Annotated in this window: 18 protein-coding genes, 1 tRNA gene and 3 pseudogenes; 12 read left to right on the forward strand and 10 right to left on the reverse strand. The window is 71.8% G+C overall.

From position 1 onward, the window contains the following. On the reverse strand, positions 1-212 hold a 212-nt coding region (locus tag UK82_RS09700; RefSeq protein ID WP_396230507.1), incomplete at its 3' end, for a helix-turn-helix domain-containing protein. 446 nt (positions 213-658) lie between these two features. Then, positions 659-734: transfer RNA gene (locus UK82_RS09705), tRNA-Thr, on the reverse strand. Between the two features lie 192 nt (positions 735-926). Here UK82_RS09705 and UK82_RS09710 point away from each other — a divergent pair. The 3 genes and pseudogenes from UK82_RS09710 (at position 927) to UK82_RS09720 (ending at position 3744) form a co-directional block, all read left to right on the forward strand. Then, positions 927-1685, forward strand: a complete 759-nt coding sequence (locus tag UK82_RS09710) for a hypothetical protein (RefSeq protein ID WP_236705730.1) — start codon at positions 927-929, stop codon at positions 1683-1685. A gap of 688 nt (positions 1686-2373) precedes the next feature. Continuing rightward, positions 2374-2877 (forward strand): annotated as a pseudogene (locus tag UK82_RS36840) (hypothetical protein); the annotation flags it as partial. Positions 2878-3543: 666 nt separating this feature from the next. Continuing rightward, positions 3544-3744, forward strand: a complete 201-nt coding sequence (locus UK82_RS09720) for a hypothetical protein (protein WP_370657207.1) — start codon at positions 3544-3546, stop codon at positions 3742-3744. Between the two features lie 91 nt (positions 3745-3835). On the opposite strand, the gene UK82_RS09725 is transcribed toward UK82_RS09720, so the two are convergent. Beyond that, positions 3836-4149 (reverse strand): hypothetical protein (locus UK82_RS09725; RefSeq protein ID WP_236705732.1); only part of this gene is annotated, 314 nt, incomplete at its 5' end. A gap of 737 nt (positions 4150-4886) precedes the next feature. On the opposite strand from UK82_RS09725, the gene UK82_RS33610 reads away from it, so the two are divergent. The 5 genes and pseudogenes from UK82_RS33610 to UK82_RS36845 all read left to right on the forward strand — a co-directional run. Next, on the forward strand, positions 4887-5024 hold the full coding sequence (locus UK82_RS33610) for a hypothetical protein (protein ID WP_157867011.1): 138 nt from the start codon (positions 4887-4889) through the stop codon (positions 5022-5024). Positions 5025-5054: 30 nt separating this feature from the next. Further along, complete coding sequence (locus UK82_RS09730) at positions 5055-5951, forward strand: hypothetical protein (RefSeq protein WP_052681570.1); 897 nt, start codon at positions 5055-5057, stop codon at positions 5949-5951. 201 nt (positions 5952-6152) lie between these two features. Further along, positions 6153-6518, forward strand: coding sequence for a DUF6247 family protein (locus UK82_RS09735; RefSeq protein ID WP_236705733.1), 366 nt, complete (start codon positions 6153-6155; stop codon positions 6516-6518). A gap of 205 nt (positions 6519-6723) precedes the next feature. After that, the coding region (locus UK82_RS09740; RefSeq protein ID WP_236705734.1) for a DnaK-like suppressor protein at positions 6724-6993 on the forward strand (270 nt) is incomplete at its 3' end. 1 nt (position 6994) lies between these two features. Then, positions 6995-7086, forward strand: a pseudogene (locus UK82_RS36845) (TraR/DksA C4-type zinc finger protein); the annotation flags it as partial. 67 nt (positions 7087-7153) lie between these two features. Here UK82_RS36845 and UK82_RS09745 read toward each other — a convergent pair. Together UK82_RS09745 and UK82_RS09750 are read right to left on the reverse strand one after the other, a co-directional pair. After that, entirely contained in the window at positions 7154-8071 is a 918-nt protein-coding gene (locus UK82_RS09745) for a PP2C family protein-serine/threonine phosphatase (RefSeq protein ID WP_063870526.1), read from the reverse strand. A 199-nt stretch (positions 8072-8270) separates the two neighbouring features. Further along, positions 8271-8846 (reverse strand): SsgA family sporulation/cell division regulator, encoded by a 576-nt coding sequence (locus UK82_RS09750; RefSeq protein WP_082122328.1) that lies wholly within the window; start codon positions 8844-8846, stop codon positions 8271-8273. Positions 8847-9393: 547 nt separating this feature from the next. Here UK82_RS09750 and UK82_RS09755 point away from each other — a divergent pair. Further along, the gene (locus UK82_RS09755; RefSeq protein ID WP_044888385.1) at positions 9394-10230 is read left to right on the forward strand and encodes a CYTH domain-containing protein; all 837 of its coding nucleotides are present in this window, start codon (positions 9394-9396) and stop codon (positions 10228-10230) included. Here the strand turns inward: UK82_RS09755 and UK82_RS09760 are convergent. The 4 genes and pseudogenes from UK82_RS09760 to UK82_RS09775 all read right to left on the reverse strand — a co-directional run bounded on the left by UK82_RS09760 (position 10172) and on the right by UK82_RS09775 (position 14404). Further along, entirely contained in the window at positions 10172-11380 is a 1209-nt protein-coding gene (locus tag UK82_RS09760; protein ID WP_083507120.1) for an iron-containing redox enzyme family protein, read from the reverse strand. The genes UK82_RS09755 and UK82_RS09760 overlap by 59 nt on opposite strands. Continuing rightward, positions 11377-11763 (reverse strand): annotated as a pseudogene (locus tag UK82_RS36850) (methyltransferase); the annotation flags it as partial. The pseudogene UK82_RS36850 and the gene UK82_RS09760, both read right to left, overlap by 4 nt. A gap of 645 nt (positions 11764-12408) precedes the next feature. Then, positions 12409-13983 carry a serine hydrolase gene (locus UK82_RS09770; protein WP_083507127.1) on the reverse strand — a complete coding sequence of 525 codons (1575 nt, stop codon included), beginning with the start codon at positions 13981-13983 and terminating at the stop codon, positions 12409-12411. A gap of 124 nt (positions 13984-14107) precedes the next feature. After that, positions 14108-14404 (reverse strand): hypothetical protein, encoded by a 297-nt coding sequence (locus UK82_RS09775; protein ID WP_044888383.1) that lies wholly within the window; start codon positions 14402-14404, stop codon positions 14108-14110. Between the two features lie 402 nt (positions 14405-14806). On the opposite strand from UK82_RS09775, the gene UK82_RS09780 reads away from it, so the two are divergent. After that, entirely contained in the window at positions 14807-15421 is a 615-nt protein-coding gene (locus UK82_RS09780) for a superoxide dismutase family protein (RefSeq protein ID WP_044888382.1), read from the forward strand. 22 nt (positions 15422-15443) lie between these two features. Here UK82_RS09780 and UK82_RS09785 read toward each other — a convergent pair whose 3' ends face one another. Further along, a complete protein-coding gene (locus tag UK82_RS09785; RefSeq protein WP_044888381.1) occupies positions 15444-16007 on the reverse strand; it encodes a DUF3291 domain-containing protein in 564 nt (187 codons plus the stop codon). A 484-nt stretch (positions 16008-16491) separates the two neighbouring features. On the opposite strand from UK82_RS09785, the gene UK82_RS09790 reads away from it, so the two are divergent. Together UK82_RS09790 and idi are read left to right on the forward strand one after the other, a co-directional pair. Then, positions 16492-16956, forward strand: coding sequence for a hemerythrin domain-containing protein (locus UK82_RS09790; protein WP_044888380.1), 465 nt, complete (start codon positions 16492-16494; stop codon positions 16954-16956). Between the two features lie 261 nt (positions 16957-17217). Then, the gene (gene idi / locus UK82_RS09795; RefSeq protein WP_044888379.1) at positions 17218-17802 is read left to right on the forward strand and encodes an isopentenyl-diphosphate Delta-isomerase; all 585 of its coding nucleotides are present in this window, start codon (positions 17218-17220) and stop codon (positions 17800-17802) included. Positions 17803-18425: the final 623 nt, after the last annotated feature.

The following is an 18425-nucleotide window of genomic DNA, read 5'->3' on the forward strand; positions in this document are numbered from 1 at the left end:
AACGTCCACCGCTCATCCACCCAGCCCGACGCCGCCGGCCCCCGATCCAACACCGCCTCCAACGCCCGCAACTGTTCTTCATCCAACCGGCAGCGTGACGTCGGCCCCCGCGACCGCAACCCCGCCACCCCACCGGCCTTCCACACCCGCCGCCACCGCTCCACCGACCGCTCAGTCACCCGCAACCCAGCGGCAACCTCCCGGTTCGACACACCCTGTTCGAACAAATGNGCGGCTTCTTGTCGTATCCGTTCCCGGCGATCTCGATCCTCAGCGGTCAACCCGCCACCCGTCGCATACCTCATACCAACGGACTACCCAACCCCCAACGATCACCCCAGCGATCACCACCGGATCAACCCGACCCGGCACATTAAAGATCAGTAGTGGAGGTCCCAGATGCGGATCGTCTGGCCGTTCTCGCCGGTGAGGAGGGTGTGGCCGTCCGGAGAGAATGTGAGCCAGTTGCCGGAGGACGGCAGTGTCTGGCTGACCGGTGTGGGCTTGGCGGGATCGGTGACGTTCCAGGACTGGATGGTGTCGCCGAGGGTGAACAGGGTGTGGCCGTCGCGGGAGAAGACGAACGTGTGGNCCGCGTCGGTGTTGCCGGGCTGGCCGACTTGATAGCCGTAAATCCGCAGGTCAAGGTGGGTATCTCTGGAGCCGGCGAGGGGACTTGAACCCCTAACCGCCCGATTACAAGTCGGGTGCGCTACCAGTTGCGCCACGCCGGCCGGCGATCTCACGATACCCGACCGCCGGGTCGGCCCGGCCGCGCCGCCCGCGCGGGTGGCCGCCGCGGCCGGACACGCCCACGGGTCGCCACCTCGGGATCGCCTTATGATCGGGTTCCTGGTCGGGGCGCTTCGGGTATGACGGATGGGGCGGCTTCGTGCCGTCTGTCCCTAGGAAGCGGGGCGTTGCGAATGGGAACCACCGTCGGGTTGGGGGCGATGTTCGCGGGGGCCCCGCCGGAGCAGGGCGGGGGCGGCTCGGCTGGTCCGCGCGGGTGGGGGAGGTTGGCTCGCGCGAGCCTGCTCGCGCCCGCGCTGGCGGCGCTGCTCGTCGCCTGCTCCGGCTCCGGCTCCGATGGCGGCGCAGCGGCCTCGCCTTCGCACTCAACGGCTTCGACCACCTCCGCCAGCGCCACCACGCCGGCGGCTTCGGACGGCACGGCCGCACCGCCCGCTCCGACGGCCCTGGGAACGCCGACGGCCACCGCGTCGGTGGGGCCGCGGGTCGGCGCGCGGAGCTGGTCGAGCCAGCCGGCGACGGCCACGCGCCAGCCGACCCGGCCCGTCCAACTGGTGTCGCTGCGCAGTGCGACCAACGTGGAGAACGGCGTCCGGTTCCAGCGGCTCGTGCTGGAGTTCGCGGGGGGTGTCCCCGGCTACCGCGCCCAGTTCGTGCCGCAGGTGATCCGGCCCGGTTCCGGCGCGCCGCTGCCGCTGAGCGGGCAGGCGGCCTTCGAACTGGTCCTGACCTCCGCCGCCGCCCACGACGACCAGGGCGCCTCGACGCTGCGCACGGCGCCGAACGGCACGGGCCAGTCGGGGCTGAGCTACGCGCTGGCCGGCGACTTCGAGGGGACGGTGCACATCGGCGTCGGACTGAGCCGGGTGGCGGGCTTCCGCGTCGTCGAGCTCACGGGGCCGGACCGGCTGGCCGTCGACTTCCTGCTCTGACGGTCCGGCGCCTGGCGCCGACATGGGACGGCGATCGCCCGCCGGGCCGCGGCCGGATCGTGACGGCGCGTCTGCCGCCCTGAGCCGCGATGAGCTCCGGCGTAGAGCAGCGACCACACCATGACCATCCAGCCTGCCTGACACTGGCCCGATCCGGCAGGTAACCGTGCAGGTCACCGCCCACACCGGGGTTCTGGAGCTCCCCGGGCTGACGGGGCGACCCGGACTCTCGGCATCGTTCACCTGGGCGATCCGCCGGACATCCTCGCCGGTATCCGTGCGATCACCTAAGCACGTTGTCAACCTGCTGCCCTCGCCGGGCTGCCGGCAACCGACAGCATTGCGCATCATTCGGGGAAGGTGCGTCTTTAGCTGATGCCGCGATGAAGCGCCGTACCCAGGCTGCAGGTCTTGCTTCTGACTCGCCGGCACGCCGTTGACCTGGTGGCACGTCGCCGTCTATTTCCCTCTTCCGGGATGCCTTCCGATGCTTTTCTCCTGGACACAAACCCGGAACTCTGGTGGTCCGGAGGCCAAAGCGTGAACCTCCTGATGTCTATGGAGGTTCGACTCCGTCGACTATCCCGCGGGTAACTCGTACGGCCGGCTACGCCGATTCAAAAGATCGACCAGCTAGGTTGGCGCTCGCAGTAGTGGAGTCAATGCAAGTTGCGAGAAAGGGTATGGAATGAAGAACAGGACCGGACGTTACGCCGCTCTTCTCACGATGTCTGGTGTCGCGACCGGCGCCGTCCTGCTCGGTCCGGGCGTGGCCATGGCGCAGGCTGCAGAGCCGACAGTGGCCACTCCCCCCGCAGGCGCTGCCGAGGCCGCCGGCATCCAGGACCCAGGGTTCCCGATCTCCTGGCTAGGGTCGGATGCGGACAAGGACAAGTGGGACCACAAGAAGCAGGACATCACCAAGAAGAAGGAGAAGGCAACCTTCGAGCGGGTGACCTGGTTCGACAAGAAGAACCACCACAAGAAGTGGGACGACCGGAAGTGGGACGACGGGACGAATCCGGGCGACGACCCGACCTGGAATGACGACGACCCGGGATCGGACGTAGGGGATCAGGCAGCCCCCGTGGCGTGGGACCCGGACAAGGGCAAGTGGGACCACAAGAAGCGGGACATCGTCAAGAAGAAGGAGAAGGCAACCTTCGAGCGGGTGACCTGGTTCGACAAGAAGNACCACCACAAGAAGTGGGACGACCGGAAGTGGGACGACGGGACGAATCCGGGCGACGACCCGACCTGGAATGGGGACGACCCGACCTGGAATGGGGACGACCCGACCTGGAATGGCAACGACCCGACGACGATTGATGATGATCCGACGGGGGACGACGCGGATCAGACGAACCTCGTGGCGTGGGACCCGGACAAGGACAGGTGGGACCACAAGAAGCGGGACATCGTCAAGAAGAAGGAGAAGGCAACCTTCGAGCGGGTGACCTGGTTCGACAAGAAGGACCACCACAAGAAGTGGGACGACGGGTCGGAGCAGCAGGATTCAGGCTCAAACGGTCCCACGGATGACGCGGATGACGCGGAGAGCGTCGGCTTCGCCGGCTAGTACGGCAGCCGCTGTTGGGTAGTCAGCCGAGCGGGACGCCTGCGTGGCGGTGCTCCGCTCGGCAGGCGCCGCCGGGCGGTCGCGGGCGATGCGGCCACCGGCCGGTCATCGCGGGTTGAACGACTCGTGGAGATCGACCGGTGGCCACGTGCCCCAAGTCCGTCGAGGCAGGGTCCGACACAGACGGTGACACCACGTGTAGATCATCACTCGCCGTACCCGAACCAGCCCCGGAGTTAACGTGCAGGAAGCCTGGCGTAATTTCCGGTGAATCGGCGTGTGCAACTCTGTGGTATGCAGCCAGGCGATGATCCCAAGGCCGCTATCGTCCAGATAGCCGCGTCAATCGACGATGTCCCCACCATCGAGGAAACCGACGCGATGCTGGACGAGCTACGCAAGCTTCCCCGCACTGCCGACACGATCAAGCTGATCGACGATCTGCTGGGGATCCGTTCACTGCTCGACGCGACGTCCTGAGAAACGTCGCGCCGAGCAGTGAGCGAAAGCTGGGCGGCGCACCGCAGGAGAAGTCGATGCGCCGAGGTCTGACCGACCTGATCCCGGAAGGCTACTGCCGGGAACCAAACGGCTGTCCCTGCTGGCCGCCCTGGCCGCCCTGACCGCCCTGACCGCCCTGCTGGCCGCCACCGAAACGCTCGCCGGACGCTCCACCCTGGCCACCGCCGACGGCCGCCAGCTCACGCAGACGGTTCTCGACGTACCGCTCACTGTGGTGCGTCTTGTCCGCAATCCGCGCGACGAGGTCATCGATGTCGGTCGCGGCATCGAGATCCGCCGGGCTGACCTGACTGAACTGGTCAAGGATGCGGTAACGGAGCTGCCGCCAGTTCTGACGCAGCTGCTGCTCCACCTGCTGGCGCTNCTGCTGCTGCTCCTGCTGGGCCATTTTGTGATCCCTTCTGGTCATTCTCTGAATGCATTGACCGCGCGGGATGGACGGTACCCCAGCCGGTTCGGGCGGCGTCAAACCGACATCGAATTCGAATGTATGCACCCAGCTCCGGGCATCTGACACCCAGCAACCCGCAGCGTCCCGGACGCGCATGTCCCCCGTCCGCAATCAAAGCGGAAACATTGACCGTGAAGACTCGCCTGGCGGGCACCGTTTGCCATCTTCCGAACATTGNGCCGCGATCTTCGCCGGGGACGACCCTGGAATCCGTTCGCTGCCTGTACACCCGCGATGCGCCCGACGTCCTGATGGTCGCGGCCCAGGCCCACCGCGACGCCCGCCGGGCCGCCGTATGACGGCGTTCCGGTCCTACTTCGTCGAGTCGGGAATCCGTGTTCACACGGCAGGCGAGGCGTTCGAGGGTCTCGTGTGCGGTTTTCGCCCGGACAGCTGGCCTGGAGTGCGGGAAGGGGCATCGAGCACCCCACCGACCGGCTGCCCCAGAAGGAGCCGCCCCTGTTTCGGTCAGGCCGCAGCCGACAACGATCTTCCGGTGCGGTGTGGAGGATGGTGCACATCGGCGTCGCCTGAGCCGCGCTGCCGGCCTCCGCGTCGTCAAGCTCACGGGGCGGGACCGGCTGGCCGTCGACTTCGTGCCTCAATCCGGTTGACCCGGACGTAGCGATAACGCCACGATTTGTGAACCATGAACTTTTTCGACGGTGTCTCTCCGGCTGTCCCGCCGCGCCCGGTCGGCCCCTGGCTCACCCCGCCGGACCACCAGCTCGCCGGGGTGGTTCCCCTGGCCCTGACCATCGGCCACAACTCCGACACCGCTGTGTAGGTCGCCTGCCTCGCCGCGTACTCCGCGGGAGTGGAGATCACTCTGGAAATCCGGCTGCGCCCCGGCACCGAGCCCGGCGTCGATCCACGGCTGGCGGTGGACTGGAGCCGGGACGCCGCCCGGATGGTCCGGTTCGGGATCGCGCTTCCCGACGGCTCGCGGGCCATCGCGGCCGGAGCCGGGGAGTCGCTCTCCGCCCGCCTCGGCGAGCCGGGCGACCCGCTGCTCACGGCCCTGCCGGCCGGAAACGCCTCGGACGGGCCGGGGAATCGATACACACCATTCCCCTTCGATGGATCGGCCGGCCGGCCGGACGTCCGGCGCGGGGTCACGTATGGCTTCGCGGGCTTCGTCGGCTCGCGGGCGGAGCAGGCGCACCGGCTGCGGTACTGGCTCTGGCCATTGCCGCCGGATGGTCCGCTGACCTTCGTCGCCGAGTTCCTCGCCCGCGGCCTGCCCGAGTCACGGGTCACCGTGGACGGCGCCGCGATCCGGGCGGCCGCCGGCCGTGCCGTCGACCTGTGGCCGGCCGCTGGGCTGCCCGAGCCCGGGACGCCGCCGGCCGACGTCGCGGCGGCTGCGGCCGAGGTCCGGGCGGCGTTCACCACGGCCTTCACGGGAGGCCGGGGCATCGAAACGGTCCTGGCCGCCGTCGACGACGGAGCGGCCCTGAGGTCGACGCTGGCGACCGTGCGCGAACGCCATCCGCAGCCGACGGCGAGCGCGCGGGTACTGGTCGGGGAGCCGGTGTTCACCGACCCGGCCCACGCGTCGCTCCCCTTCGAGGTGGTGCTGAGCAGCGCGCCCGCCTACGGCACTCTGCTCGGGGAGGCCGTTCTCGTCGACGGAAGATGGAAGGTGGCGAGAAGTTCCTACTGCACAGCGATGTCCTGGGCCGGAGTGTCCTGCCCCGATCGCGTGGGATAGGCGGTCTGTCCGGGCGCGTGCGACGTCTCCCTGACCGCGTCGGACCCACTGGTCGGGGAATGGGCCGTGACCGCCGTCGGACCGCATTACGCCAGCGCGCTCATCGCCCGCGAGCCTGATCCCTCCGCGGTGTCGCAACGCCCACCGCCGGCCCACGGCCGTTCGTTGCCGAGGCCCCAGGGCATGGGGATGATGAAGCTCATGGCCGACACCATCCCGATCCATGGAGTCCGCAACCGGGTCGCGAAGAACGGACCGGCCATCCGCGAGGCGCTACGTCCGGATGATCGTGAGATGTTCGTGGCGGAGCTGCGGATCGCGTTGGCCTTGGCCGACGACAGCCTCGACCTCGTGCCCGTGGCCGCGGTGATCGACAAGTGGTGGGGGCGAGCCGTGCTCACGGCGAATCCGGAGATCGAGGCGGGGGCCCTCGCGGACCGCCGCCGACTGGAGGCCGGGGACCTGACCGTGCTCGGCGGGACCACTTCGTACCCCGGCGGCGATTCGGAGGTCACAGATCCCCAGGTACACGATCCGTTGGGCCACCTTCGCCGAGCGACAGCGTGACACCCTTCCGGCCCAGGGTCGCCGTGAACTCGACGCGTTCCTGAATCGACTGGCCGACGATCCGCATCGGTGCGGGACCGACGACAAGCGCACCGAGCTGTGGCGGGCGGTCTTCGGGCACGGGCTGCTGACGTACAGCATCGAAGAGCGCTGGATCAGCATCACCATCCTGCGGGTGACCTGGGCGGGTTGACATCATGCGGCCATGACCGCCGAGGCTGGTGCGCGGGCCCGGCTGGTGGCCGAACGGGCCGACGCGGCCGCGCGCGTCGCCGCGCTGCGCGAGGGGCTCGACCGCATCCTCGACGACACCGCCGACCGGGATGCCGACGACGAGCATGACATCGAGGGCGCGTCGATGCCGTTCGAGCGCGAACAGGTGCGCGCGACGCTGCGCCAGGCGACCGCCCGCCTGGCGGAGGTTGACGCCGCGCTCGGCCGGCTGGCCGCCGGAACCTACGGTGTCTGCGAGACCNGCGGGCGACCCGTCGGCGAGCAGCGCCTGGCCGCCCGTCCGTCGGCCCGCACCTGCGTCCTCTGCGCCGGCCGCCGGCCGCCGTCCCGCTGATCGGGCCAGCCACCAGGACAGACCGGACACCAACAGCCGTGCCGGTGCGGTCACGGGGTGGATGCGGTCACGGGATGGGCGCGGTCGTGGCGGGGGGCGCGGGCTGACGGGTCAGGACGGCCACGGTGCGGTCGTCGCGGGCCTCGGCATGGGTGTGGGCGGCGACCCGCGCGAAGAGGCGGTCGATGAGCAGGTCGGGCGGGGTGTCGGGAGTGTCGCCGCCGCCGGAGACCGCGCCGATGCGGTCCGCGCCGAACTGCTCGCCGGCGGCGTCGCGGGCCTCGCTGAGGCCGTCGGTGTAGACCACGAGGCGGTCGCCGGGGGCCATCCGCAGGGACCGGGACGTCCAGATCCGGGTGCCCGCGAACAGGTCCGACAGGATCGGGCCGGTCGGTCCCAGCGGCAGGTCGGCGGGGCCGGAGCCGGGGCCGGGCTCGGAATCATGACCAGAGCCGAGATCGTGACCAGAGCCGAGATCGTGACCGGACTCGGATGCGGGACCGGACCCCACGGCGCCGCGGTCCACGCCGGAGCGGGACAGGCGGACGGCACGTCGGGTCAGGTGTACGGCGGGCGGATGGCCGGCGTTGACGTAGACCACGCGGCCCGTGGACGGGTCGGCGATGGCCACGAAGGCGGTGGCGAACATCTCCCCGAGGTCACCCAGCCCGGCGACCTCGTCGACCGTGCCGCCGACGGCGGCGTCGGGCTCCTCCCCGGCCAGCAGGCGCCGGCGCAGCACCGCCCGCACCCGGCCCGCGAAGGCCGCCGCCCGCGAGCCGTGCCCGGCCGCGTCGCCGACACAGATCGCGAGCCGGCCGTCGTCGAGGTCGAACACGTCCACCCAGTCTCCGCTGGCGCCGGGCGTGACCGCGTGCAGCCGCCAGTAGGCCCCCATGCCACAGGCGCACGACTCGCCGGCGAGGGGCGGTTCGGGCTCGGAGTCGGAAGCCGGACGGGGTTGCGGCATCGGGATGTCACGCACGGCCGGCCTCCCGATTCATCCCGCTGGAACATCTGCGGATCCCCAAGGGTGCCCCGCCGCGCCGGTGCCCACCAGGGACTTTCGGCGGGTACCGGGGGGTCTCCCGCCCCGTCCGCCCTGCTGGCCCGGCAGCCGACGCCCCACCCGGAGGTACGACAGCACCACCTTCGGGCCCGGTCGGGCGGGCACGAGGCCGCGATCAGGTGCGGGCGTGGTGGGTCCGGACGCCGGGCAGGACCCGGGACCGGCGCGCGCCGACACCGGGCAGGAAGCGGAACTCGCCGGTCCAGTCGATCGCCGCGGTCTCCGCGTCGGCCGACACCATGGCGTACGTGCGCCACAGGAACGCCGCCACCTCCCGTGCGGGCAGCTCCAACTCGGCGGTGCTGGACGGGCCGCACAGGCACAGCGCGAGCGCGGGCTGCCCGCGCAGCACGATCGGGCGGACCCGCACATCGCCCAGGCCGACGGGGCGGCGCGTCCCGTCGGCGAGAAGCCGGCGGGCGAAGCGCCAGACGACCGGACCCGCCCCGATCCCGCCGCCGACGGTCAGGGTCACGGCGATCGGATCGGTCGGGTCGTAGCCGAAGACGACGCGGACGGGCCGCGGCGGCCGGGCCTCCCGCAGCAGCCGTGCGGTCATCCCGCGGGCCAGGCTGCCGCGGCGCACCGAGAGGCCACCGCGTACCGAGAGGCCATCGCGCAGTGAGGTGCCACCGCGCGGTGAGGTGCCATCGTGCAGTGATCTACCTCGGCGCACCGATCTACCGAGCATGAGGTCCTCCTCCGGGGGTCGGGCCAAGATCGTAGGACAGCGGGCCCGCGGGTCGACATCGCCGCCGGGTGGTCGGTCCCGCACCGACATCACGGCGGAGGTCCAAAGCCGCCGCCCCCGATCGACCGCACACCGGCCAACGAAAACCGCACACCGGCCGATGAAACATGTCCCCCAGCAGAATGCGCGACCCGTGCCCGACGATGCGCCCGCCCGGGCCGAGCTGCATCCGCGCCTGGGACTTCCAGCCCGTCGACGCGGACATTCGCCGGTACTGGCACCTCAGGGCCAGCCGGCCGCACACGGCCGCGACCGACATCGCCTCGGCCACCCCCGGCCCGCGAACCGGCTGCCGACGGCGCCGACCTGGAACTGGCGGCGATCTGTGGTCTACGGTCCGGCCGGTGAACCCCCGCCGGACACTCGGTTTGAGTATCCGTTCAGGTGGTATTAGCACTCCTGCCACGGAAGGGTGGATGCCTAAACCATCGGGTCGCGACACGACGAGGCTGTGCGCCGCGGAACATTCGGGTGGGAGGGCGATGCAATGGCTGCTGCCGCAGGCGGTTCGTCCGTGCTGCGCGCGGCGCAGAAGTTCTGGCAGCTACCCGACGACGATCTGCACGCGCTGGTGAAACTCACCCGTCAGGTGGACCGGGTGGAGCTCAAGTTCATCGTGCCCTCCTCCGCACACCGGCGGGCGTTCGAGATGTTCGGGATCTCCGCGACGAGGGCTCGGCGGCAGCGGGTCTATTACCTTGACACCCCGGACCGGTTGCTGCACCGGCGCGGAGTGGTGGTCCGCGTCCGCAGTACCAGCGGCCGACCGGACGACTCCGTCGTCAAACTCCGGCCCGTCGTTCCGGCGAACGTCGCGCCGCGGCTGCGGCGGTCGAAGCAGTTCATCGTCGAGGTCGACGCGATGCCCGGCGCCTACGTCTGCTCCGCCGCCCTAAGGACCCGTCTCGGTCCCGACGATGTGCGGCGCGCGATGGGCCGCCGCGGCTCGCTGCACGACCTGTTCTCGAAGCAGCAGGCGCGGCTGCTCGCCGCCCACCTGCCCGGGGCCGGCCACATCGACGATCTGGCCGTCCTCGGACCGATCGAGGCGTCTCGGCACCGGTTCCGCCCCGAGGGTTTCGATCGGGTGCTCCAGGCCGAACGGTGGACGTTTCCGGACGGCTCCCGCCTACTCGAGCTATCGACCCGCGCCACGCCACAGGCGGCGGCGCGGACCGCCGCCCGCCTGTCCGCCGTCCTGCGCCGCCACGGCCTCGACCTGACCGGACCGCAGCGGACCAAGACCCGTGCCACGCTCGACTTCTTCAACGCGGCGCCGGCGGCGCAACGCGCAGGGCGGACCGGCCGTCGTCCCACGCGGTGAGGATCGTCTCCGCGCAGTGGCCCTCGACCGCGGTCGTCGCCGCAGCGCCGAAGACGACGTCGACGGCCAGCGCCGGGTCCTGGGCGACGAGGGCCGCGGCGAGGTCGCGGGCGGCGACCGTCTGGTGATGGGCGTCGGCGACGACGTGGACCTCGAAGAAGTGGCGGGCCCCGGCGGCCAGGCCGAGGCGGCGCAGCGCCGCCGCGTAGGCGCCCATCGGCTCCACCGACGTCATCTCGAACAGCGCCAGGTGGCCGACCAGCGCGCCACGCAGCCGCCGGTGCAGGCCGAACAGCGACGGCACGTTGACGGTCGCGAACGCCTGCCCGGGCAACCGGTCCAGGTAGGCGCCGGGTCGGGCGTCGAGATCCAGGGCACGCATGGTCACGGCGAACAGGTTCTGGTGCATGTCCCGTTCGACGCCGTGGCCGTACTCGTCGGCCTGGATCTCCACCAGCGCCGCCTTCGGCGCGCCGGTCAGGCGCGGGATCGCCCAGGTGTGCGGGTCGGCCTCGATGAGCTGGAGCAGCGAACGGTGCATCGCGTACTCGCGGAACTCCTCGAGCGTGCCGGTGGTCGCCAGCCGCCGCGACAGGGAACGGCCACCGGCCCGGGCGATCACGTCCCGCAGCGCGGCCGCGACGTCCCCGACCGCCCCGTCTGCTGAGGCTCCGGCGGCATCAACTCCGACGGCGGCATCGACTCCGACGGCGGCATCGACTCCGACGGCGGCATCGACTCCGACGGCGGCAGCGGCTGCCTCGGCGTGCAGGCGGGCGAGCAGGTCCGCCTCCAGCCGGCGGCGCACGGCGAGCAGCGACGGCTCCCACTCCCAGTCGTCGTCGACCTCGGCGAAGCCGCGGTAGTGCAGGCCGTAGAGGCAGTAGAGGGCCAGCGGGCCGTCCTCGCCGTAGAGCACGTCGTCGTCCGCGGCCGGCGCCGGCCCGAGCCCGGCTGGGCCGGGAGCGCGGCGCAGCCGGTCGAGCAGGAACCCGGACAGCGTCCCCCTGGGCTCGGGCAGGCGCGGCTGACCGAGCTCGGCGGGCGTCAGCACGGCGCCGTACTCCGCCCCCGACGGGCGCGCCAGCCGGTCGGCGGTTGCCGTGGAACCACCGTCCCGCGCGGCGCCGGACCTCGCCGGGCTGATCATGCACCGCTCCCCGACAGGCGGGGCACGGACCAGTCCGGCAGCTCACGGTGCCCCGAGGCGATCGGCGTCCGGCGGCGGCTGTCGACGGTCGTCGCCCGACCGACGCCCGCGGCCTCGTCGAGACCGGTGGCGCTGCCCGCCGCGGTGAGGATCCGGCGAAGCACGGTGGCGGCATGGTCGGGCTCGCCGGCGACGGCGATCGGCCCGCCGACGCGGACCCAGGTGACCCCGGCGAGCAGGTAGCCCTCCGGGCCGAAGAAGGCGCGGCCCGATCGGGCCAGCTCGCCGATGCGGCGGCTGACCCAGGGCTGGCGGGAGTACCGCCCGAACGGGATGGGCCGCACCAGCCAGTCCGCGACCCGGTAGCCGGCGGCGCGGGCGTGNTGGACAAGACCCACCGGGTCGGAGATGGAAGCGATCATCAGCAGCACCACGTCCATCTCCTGGGACAGGATGCGCCGCGCCACGTGCGTGCCGTCGTGCCCGCCCCACAGGTGGGAGGCGCCGACCGGCCGCACGGTCGCCGGCAGGTACGGCGGGTTGCCGATCGCGCACCGCGCCTGCCGCGCCGGTGCGGTGGCGGCGAAGAAGTCGCCCTGGACGACGGTGTAGTTCCCCAGCTCCACCTCGGCCGCCGCCCGACTCGCGATCCGCGCGGCCTCGGCGTCCAGCTCGTACCCGGTGATGGGCACTTGTGACCCGGATCGTTGCAGCGCCTCGACGACCGGGCGGGCGGTTCCCGGCCCGATCTCCACGATGCCGCCGGCGAGCAGCGGCGCAAGCTCGGTCGACGTCAGCAGTCGCTCCACGCAGTGGCCATAGAAGGTGGACTCGATCGGATCGAAGAAGGGCATGCCATCGCTCCTCGGCTACGCAGCACGGCGTCGCTGTCACAAGATGGGGCGGTCGCACAGCGCAGTTACTCACAGTGGGGGAACGTCCGTGCACGCCAGGTAAGAAGTGTCCTGTGCCGGCCCAGCAAAACCTCACTTCCCGCCGGCCCGCCGAGGCCACCGCAAACCCCCTGCTCAGCCCTGTCTGCCACCCGAGACAGGGGATGGACGCCAGCCGCCCGCGTCGACGCCGCCGGGCACCGGGCCGGCCGGGGCATAGGGGGATCGGGTGAAGACGAACGAGGCGAGTTCGAGGTGGCTGAGTTCGCCGTCGGACTGGCGCCGCGGGATGAGGGTCTCGCCGGCGAAGTAGCCATCGACACCCAGGAAGGTGCCGTGGCCGGCGGGGCCGGGGCGGAACCGGGATCGTCGGCCGGAGCGGCCCAGCGGCGCGAGCAGCAGCCCGCCGTCCGGCCGCAGCGACAGTGCGTACGGCGCCGGTCCCCAGTACCAGACGCCGGTGACGTCGAGCGGCTCCCGCCCGGCCACCGACGCGGGCACCCACTCGGCCGGCAGTGGCGGCTCGGCGGTGTCGACCGCGTCGATCAGGCCGACGGCGAGGTCGACGACGGCGACCCCGCTGGTCGCGTTCGCCATCGCTATCGCCGCGGTCCCCCCAGGTCGCGTCCACAGGGCGGCGACGAAGCCGGGCATCGAACCGCCGTGCCCGACGAGCACGCCGCCGGGTTCGCGCAGCAACTGCACGCCGAGCCCCGCCCCCAGCCGCCACTCGCCGCTGTCGCCCTCGACGGCGGCCGGTTCGCGCATCTCGGCGAGGGTGTCCGCGGACAGCACGACGTCGGTGTGCCCCGCGAGGACGGCCGACCAGCGCACCAGGTCCGCGGTGGTCGACCAGAGCTGGCCGGCCGGAGCCAGCACACCCGCATCGTGGGCGGGCTCGGGCAGCAGCACGTCGGCATGCGGGTGGACGGCGTAGCCGTGGGCGTGCGGCGCGGCGGGCAGCGCGGTCGTGCGGGACATCCCCAACGGCGCCAGCAGCTCGCGGTGCAGGGCCTGCGCCCAGCTCATCCCGCGCAGCCGGGCGACGAGCTCACCGAGGACCGCGAAACCGACGTTGGAGTAGTGATGACGACGTCCCGGGCGGAACCGGTCCGGGTCGGGACCGAGCGCGTCGGCGAGGGTGGGATGGGCCTGCCCCGCCACCCGCTCCCACCACGGCGGCGGAGTCTCCGCCGCGATGCCGCCGAGGTGGGACAGCAACTGCGCGACCGTGCGATCACCGACCGCGGTCCCCGGCAGATGCCGGTCGAGGGGGTCGCCGAGCGCCAGGCGACCCTCGTCGCGCAGGCGCATGACCAGCACCGCGGTGAAGGTCTTCGTGATCGAACCGATCCGGTACTGGGTGTCGGCGTCAGGCCGCCGGACGCCCCGGCCCTCGCCACCACCCCCGCGATCGCCACCGCCACCGCCGCCACCGTCGCCGCCACCGTCGCCGTCGCCGTCGGCCTGATCGGGTCCGACGGCGCGGCCCCGCCCGGCCGTCCACACCGGGCGGCCGTCGCGCGCCACCGCGGCGACGAGCGACGGCGCTCGCCCACCGGCCTGCTCGACCGCGACCCGCTGCAGCAACAGCCGCTCGGTGGCGGGCAGCAGGCCCCCGCCCAGCCCCGGCTGTGACCCGGGCGCCGCGGCCACCCGGTTCGCTCCGTCCGACCGCGGCGATTGCGACCGCGGCGATTCCGGCGGCATCGGCTCCGGCGGCATCGGCACCCCCCGTCTGTCGGCCAGTTTCCCGGTTCGGCGTCCGGGCCACCCCATCCGATCAGCCTCGTTGCCTCGGCGCCAGCGGAACGCATGCCGTGAGCTGGGCGATCTACTGCGCCAGCAGCTCGCCGTTCGCGGCGTACCGATCCGCCTGCGCGGCAAGGTACTGCCCCTCCCACTCGTACGGCGTGACCGGGCCGTGGTGCGGGCCGTCGTACTCGCCACGCTGGTGCAGCAGGGTGCGCATGCCGGAGTCGGCGTGCTCGGGCAGAACGATGTCGATCGAGTCGGGGACGGTGGCCTCGGCAGAGTGGGCGGCCTCGGCGGGGTCGGCGGCCTCGGCGGGGTCGGCGCGGCGGTAGTGGTTCGTCGCCATGTCGCTGACGTCGTGACGCAGCGCCGGCACGAAGTGGTCCGATGGCAGGCCCAGGGTGACGGCGAAGTGGGACTTGACATCCTCGTCCGCGGGCGCTAAAGGTGATCGACAAGACGATCAACAAGATGATCGGGAAGATCCCCGAGCAGCGGGTCGGCGCCGGGCGACGCGGGCGGTCGAAAACACCGCCGACGCTTTCCGATCTGGGCGCCGGCGATCATGGCGTCCCGCGGATCCGCGCATCGCGCCCGGCGATACCTGGATGGCCGTGGAAAGCAAGAACGGCCCGACGGAATCGCGGCATTCAGTCCAATATCGCCGGAAACCGGGGTGGCACCTTTTTCCCATCGGACCGAGTCGGAGCCCACCGATCGGCTCCGTCCGCCCTAGGATCGTCGCCACCGACCGGAACTCCCGCCTCAGAGGGGTCTCATGCGACGGCGTCTGTCCATCATTGCGGCCGGGCTCGGATTGCTCCTGCTCACGGCCGCGCCGGCCGGGGCCGCCGGCTCCCCGTCACCGGCCACGAGCAGCGGCCCGATCCCGAATCCGTTGGAGGCCGGCAGAGTGGTCGCGGAGCCTGTGGTATTCGACGCGTGGAACGACCGGCAGCCGCCCACGGCCGTCACCTACGACGCCCATCTCGTGCCGCCGGGCACGACGGCGGTCGCGCTCGCCGTCCGCGGTAAGCGGACCGTGATCGGACTGATCGTTCAAGGCCTCGCACCGAACCACCAGTTCGGTGCGCACGTCCATCAGAAGGCCTGCGGGGCGACCGGCGCGGCCGCCGGCCCGCACTACCAGAACGTCCCCGACCCCGTGCAGCCGTCGGTGGATCCCAGATATGCCAACGCGCGCAATGAGGTATGGCTGGACTTCACCACCGACGCGCGTGGCACGGGATCGGCGTTCGCGGTGGTCGCCTGGGACTTCCGGGCCGGCGGCGCACACTCGATCATCCTCCACGAGCATCACACCGACAGCTCCCCCGGCACCGCCGGGACGGCAGGCGCTCGCGCGGCCTGCCTCACCGTTCCGTTGTCCTGATCCGGTCGACCGGCGGGCGGGCTCAGGCCGGGCAGGTCCAGTCCGCCCGCCGGTCCGGCGGCGCCGCCAGGTCGGGATCGCTGCCCGGCGGCGGGAACGGCTCGCGCAGCGTGAAGGCATGCGCGGTGGGCCCCTGCCGGCGCAGCCGGCGGACGCGCTGCTCCGCCTGCGCCGTCGTCGGGCGTTGCCCGGCGGGCACCCACCACAGCGCCGCATACGCCTCGCGCATGGTCTCGAACCACTCGCGCCGCCGGCGCAGCACATCGCGGTGCGGACCGGCGAACACGAAGTTCGCCAGCGATTCGATCGAATCCCACACCGACATGTTGACGATGATCCCGGCGCTCGCGCCCACCTCCCAGGAGAAGGCGCGTATCGCGGTGGCGTTGCCGTCCTCGGTCTGCAACCGCCACCGAAATCCCGGCGCCGCGTCGGCGAGGGCGTTCACGGGATCGAGGGCGGCCACGAAGTCGGCGAGGGTCGGATCGTCCAGCGGCGCCCGCAGCCGGGCGATGTTCACCTGAGCCAGTTCCCACATTCCCTGATGGTCCCGCAGGTCGGCGGGTGACGGGATCCAGTCGGGCATTCGAACGGCCCGGCGCGCATTTCGTTCGGCATTTCCGCGCCCTGACCCTGGTAGCTACCGGCGACTCCCGGACCCGCCGTCGCAGTCGTTCGGAAGGCCCGGAAGGGGACGAAAGTCCATATAGCTGCCGCACGCGCCGGCCGATGATGGCGGCAGCGGCGCGTCCCGTGCGCCGCCGGGCGGGGCAGGAGCGAGATGACGATGCCGGAGCTCGATCGCGTCACCGGTTGCGGCGCGGTCACGCGGTCGGTCCGCCCGGCCGGCCGACGGGCGCCTGGCGGACCTCGCCGGCATCCACGCTGCCCGGCCCGCCCCATCGGCCCGATTCCCGTCCGCGACCGCGTATCCGGGCTTCCCGCAGAGCCGGCACAACCAGCACGGAGCATGGTTGAGCCGGTCCCCGGCGGCGCGCAGCGGATCCGGCGTATCTCGGTCCCGGCGCCGGAAATCAGCCGATCTTCTTCTCCCCGAGGACGGCCCCACTATGTCTGAATACTGCTGGTGCACGGCCACTCCGGCCATCGAGGACCTGATCCGGGAGCATGACGAGCTGGTCGAACTCTCGGCCGAGGCGCGTGAGGCCTACCGGCGGGGCGACCTCGAGTCGCTGATCGACTGCTGCGCCAGGATCTCCACGGTCCTCGGCCCGCACACCGTGGTGGAGGAACGCGGCCTGTTTCCCCCGATGGCGGCCGAGTTCCCGGAGAAGATCGCGATCCTGCGCGGCGAACATCGTCGGATCGAGGCGGTCCTCGCGGGCGCGGCCGATGGCACCGCCCGCACCGATCCGACCTGGGCCGCCCTGGCCGTCGAGATGCTGACGCTGCTACGGCGGCACATCGTCAAGGAACAGGAGGGGCTCTTCCCGGCCGCCCTCGCCGTCCTCAGTAACGAACAGTGGGACATGCTCACCGCCATCCGCGCGGGAACCAGCCTCATCGGCTCCTGAGCGGCGGCCCGAACCGGCGGCCAGGGCGGCCGGCGGCCCGGCGGGCTGCCTGCCCCACCTTCGGGTGCCCCCTCGCCGCCTGTCGGCCCCGGCAGGCGGCCCGTCTGCGGCGGATGTGACCAGCGGGATCCGGGGTCGGGCCGCTGCCTGGTCGCGGCGGCGGGAGGATGGGCTGGTGAGGACACCCGCCTGGGACGCGACGCACCGCTTACGCGCCCGGCGGGATCCATTCGCCACTCCCACGGAAAGCGAGGCCCACGCGTGAGTCCACAAGGACCCGGTACCGCCGTCGACGTCGACGACGAGGTCGTGCTGCTGGACCCCGACCGCCGACCCTGCGGGACGGCGCCCCGGCTCGCCGTGCACGGTCTCGACACCCCCCTGCACCTGGCCTTCTCCTCGTACCTGTTCGACGCGGCCGGCCGGCTGCTGGTCACCCGCCGGGCGCTGGGCAAGCGCACCTGGCCCGGGGTGTGGACGAACAGCTGCTGCGGGCATCCCCGCCCCGGTGAGGACATCGCCGTCGCCGTCGAGCGCCGGGTGGAGCAGGAGCTGCGGCTGGCCCTGACCGACCTGCACTGTGCGCTGCCGGACTTCGCCTACCGCGCCACCGCCGCGGACGGGCTGGTGGAGAACGAGGTGTGTCCCGTCTACGTGGCCCGGGCGGTGGGTGACCCGGACCCGGACCCGGCCGAGGTCGTGGAGTGGCGCTGGGTCGACTGGGAGAGCTACCGGCAGGCGGCGCTCTGCGCGCCGTGGGCACTGAGCCCCTGGTCGGTCGACCAGATGACCGCGTTCGGCCAGGCTGCGCACCCGCTGACGGCCGCGCTGCGCACCGCCGGCTGACCGGACCTCGCACGAGGAGCCCACCCGGGGGGTCGTCTGGTCGGTCCGGGCGAGGCCCGAGCACCGCCCGGGTGGGTCCGTGATCCCGAGGCGCCGGCACGTCTGCCGGGAGGCCCTGACCCGGATCAACCGAGCCAACGCCCGCCCAGGACTAGATCTTCTGGTCGGAACGGGTCACGCTACCTCCCAATACATGTGGCTACTTATTACTAGCGAAGAAACAACCTTGGTTACGCTTCGTTAACCTCCGATCGCGAAGCGATCATCGCCGAGGTGGGCGGACGACATTCCCGCAAAACGATGTCGAGTTACAGCGCTGTCACTACATCGGCGGCCCGTCGAAATCCGCGAGACGGTGCCGCGCCCGGCAGGCCGTGACCCGCCGGTCGGTCTGGAGTAAGCGAGCGCCGCCACGGGCGGATCCGCCGGGCCGGCCGTCCCGCGCCCCGACGGCTTCCCGCTCTCGGCGCATCGGGTCGGCTACGGACGGCCCTCCGAGGGAATGCACATGTGCCGGCTGCTGACGATGGTATTAAGTCCCCTATTCGCCGGGTAGTTGGTCTCGACTGGGTACCACGATGGTGCCGGGTCGCGTACTGATCGACGCCGGTCCGGGCCGGCGG

The sequence above is a fragment of the Frankia sp. ACN1ag genome (genome assembly GCF_001414035.1).
Classification (GTDB): Bacteria; Actinomycetota; Actinomycetes; order Frankiales; family Frankiaceae; genus Frankia; species Frankia torreyi.

Bases quoted from the DNA above. Each gene is read 5' to 3' on its own strand.
- UK82_RS09710 (WP_236705730.1), top strand. From the start codon at position 927: ATGGGAACCACCGTCGGGTTGGGGGCGATGTTCGCGGGGGCCCCGCCG.
- UK82_RS33610 (WP_157867011.1), top strand. From the start codon at position 4,887: ATGAACTTTTTCGACGGTGTCTCTCCGGCTGTCCCGCCGCGCCCGGTC.
- UK82_RS09735 (WP_236705733.1), top strand. From the start codon at position 6,153: ATGGCCGACACCATCCCGATCCATGGAGTCCGCAACCGGGTCGCGAAG.
- UK82_RS09750 (WP_082122328.1), bottom strand. From the start codon at position 8,846: ATGCTCGGTAGATCGGTGCGCCGAGGTAGATCACTGCACGATGGCACC.
- UK82_RS09755 (WP_044888385.1), top strand. From the start codon at position 9,394: ATGGCTGCTGCCGCAGGCGGTTCGTCCGTGCTGCGCGCGGCGCAGAAG.
- UK82_RS09760 (WP_083507120.1), bottom strand. From the start codon at position 11,380: ATGATCAGCCCGGCGAGGTCCGGCGCCGCGCGGGACGGTGGTTCCACG.
- UK82_RS09770 (WP_083507127.1), bottom strand. From the start codon at position 13,983: ATGCCGCCGGAATCGCCGCGGTCGCAATCGCCGCGGTCGGACGGAGCG.
- UK82_RS09780 (WP_044888382.1), top strand. From the start codon at position 14,807: ATGCGACGGCGTCTGTCCATCATTGCGGCCGGGCTCGGATTGCTCCTG.
- UK82_RS09785 (WP_044888381.1), bottom strand. From the start codon at position 16,007: ATGCCCGACTGGATCCCGTCACCCGCCGACCTGCGGGACCATCAGGGA.
- UK82_RS09790 (WP_044888380.1), top strand. From the start codon at position 16,492: ATGTCTGAATACTGCTGGTGCACGGCCACTCCGGCCATCGAGGACCTG.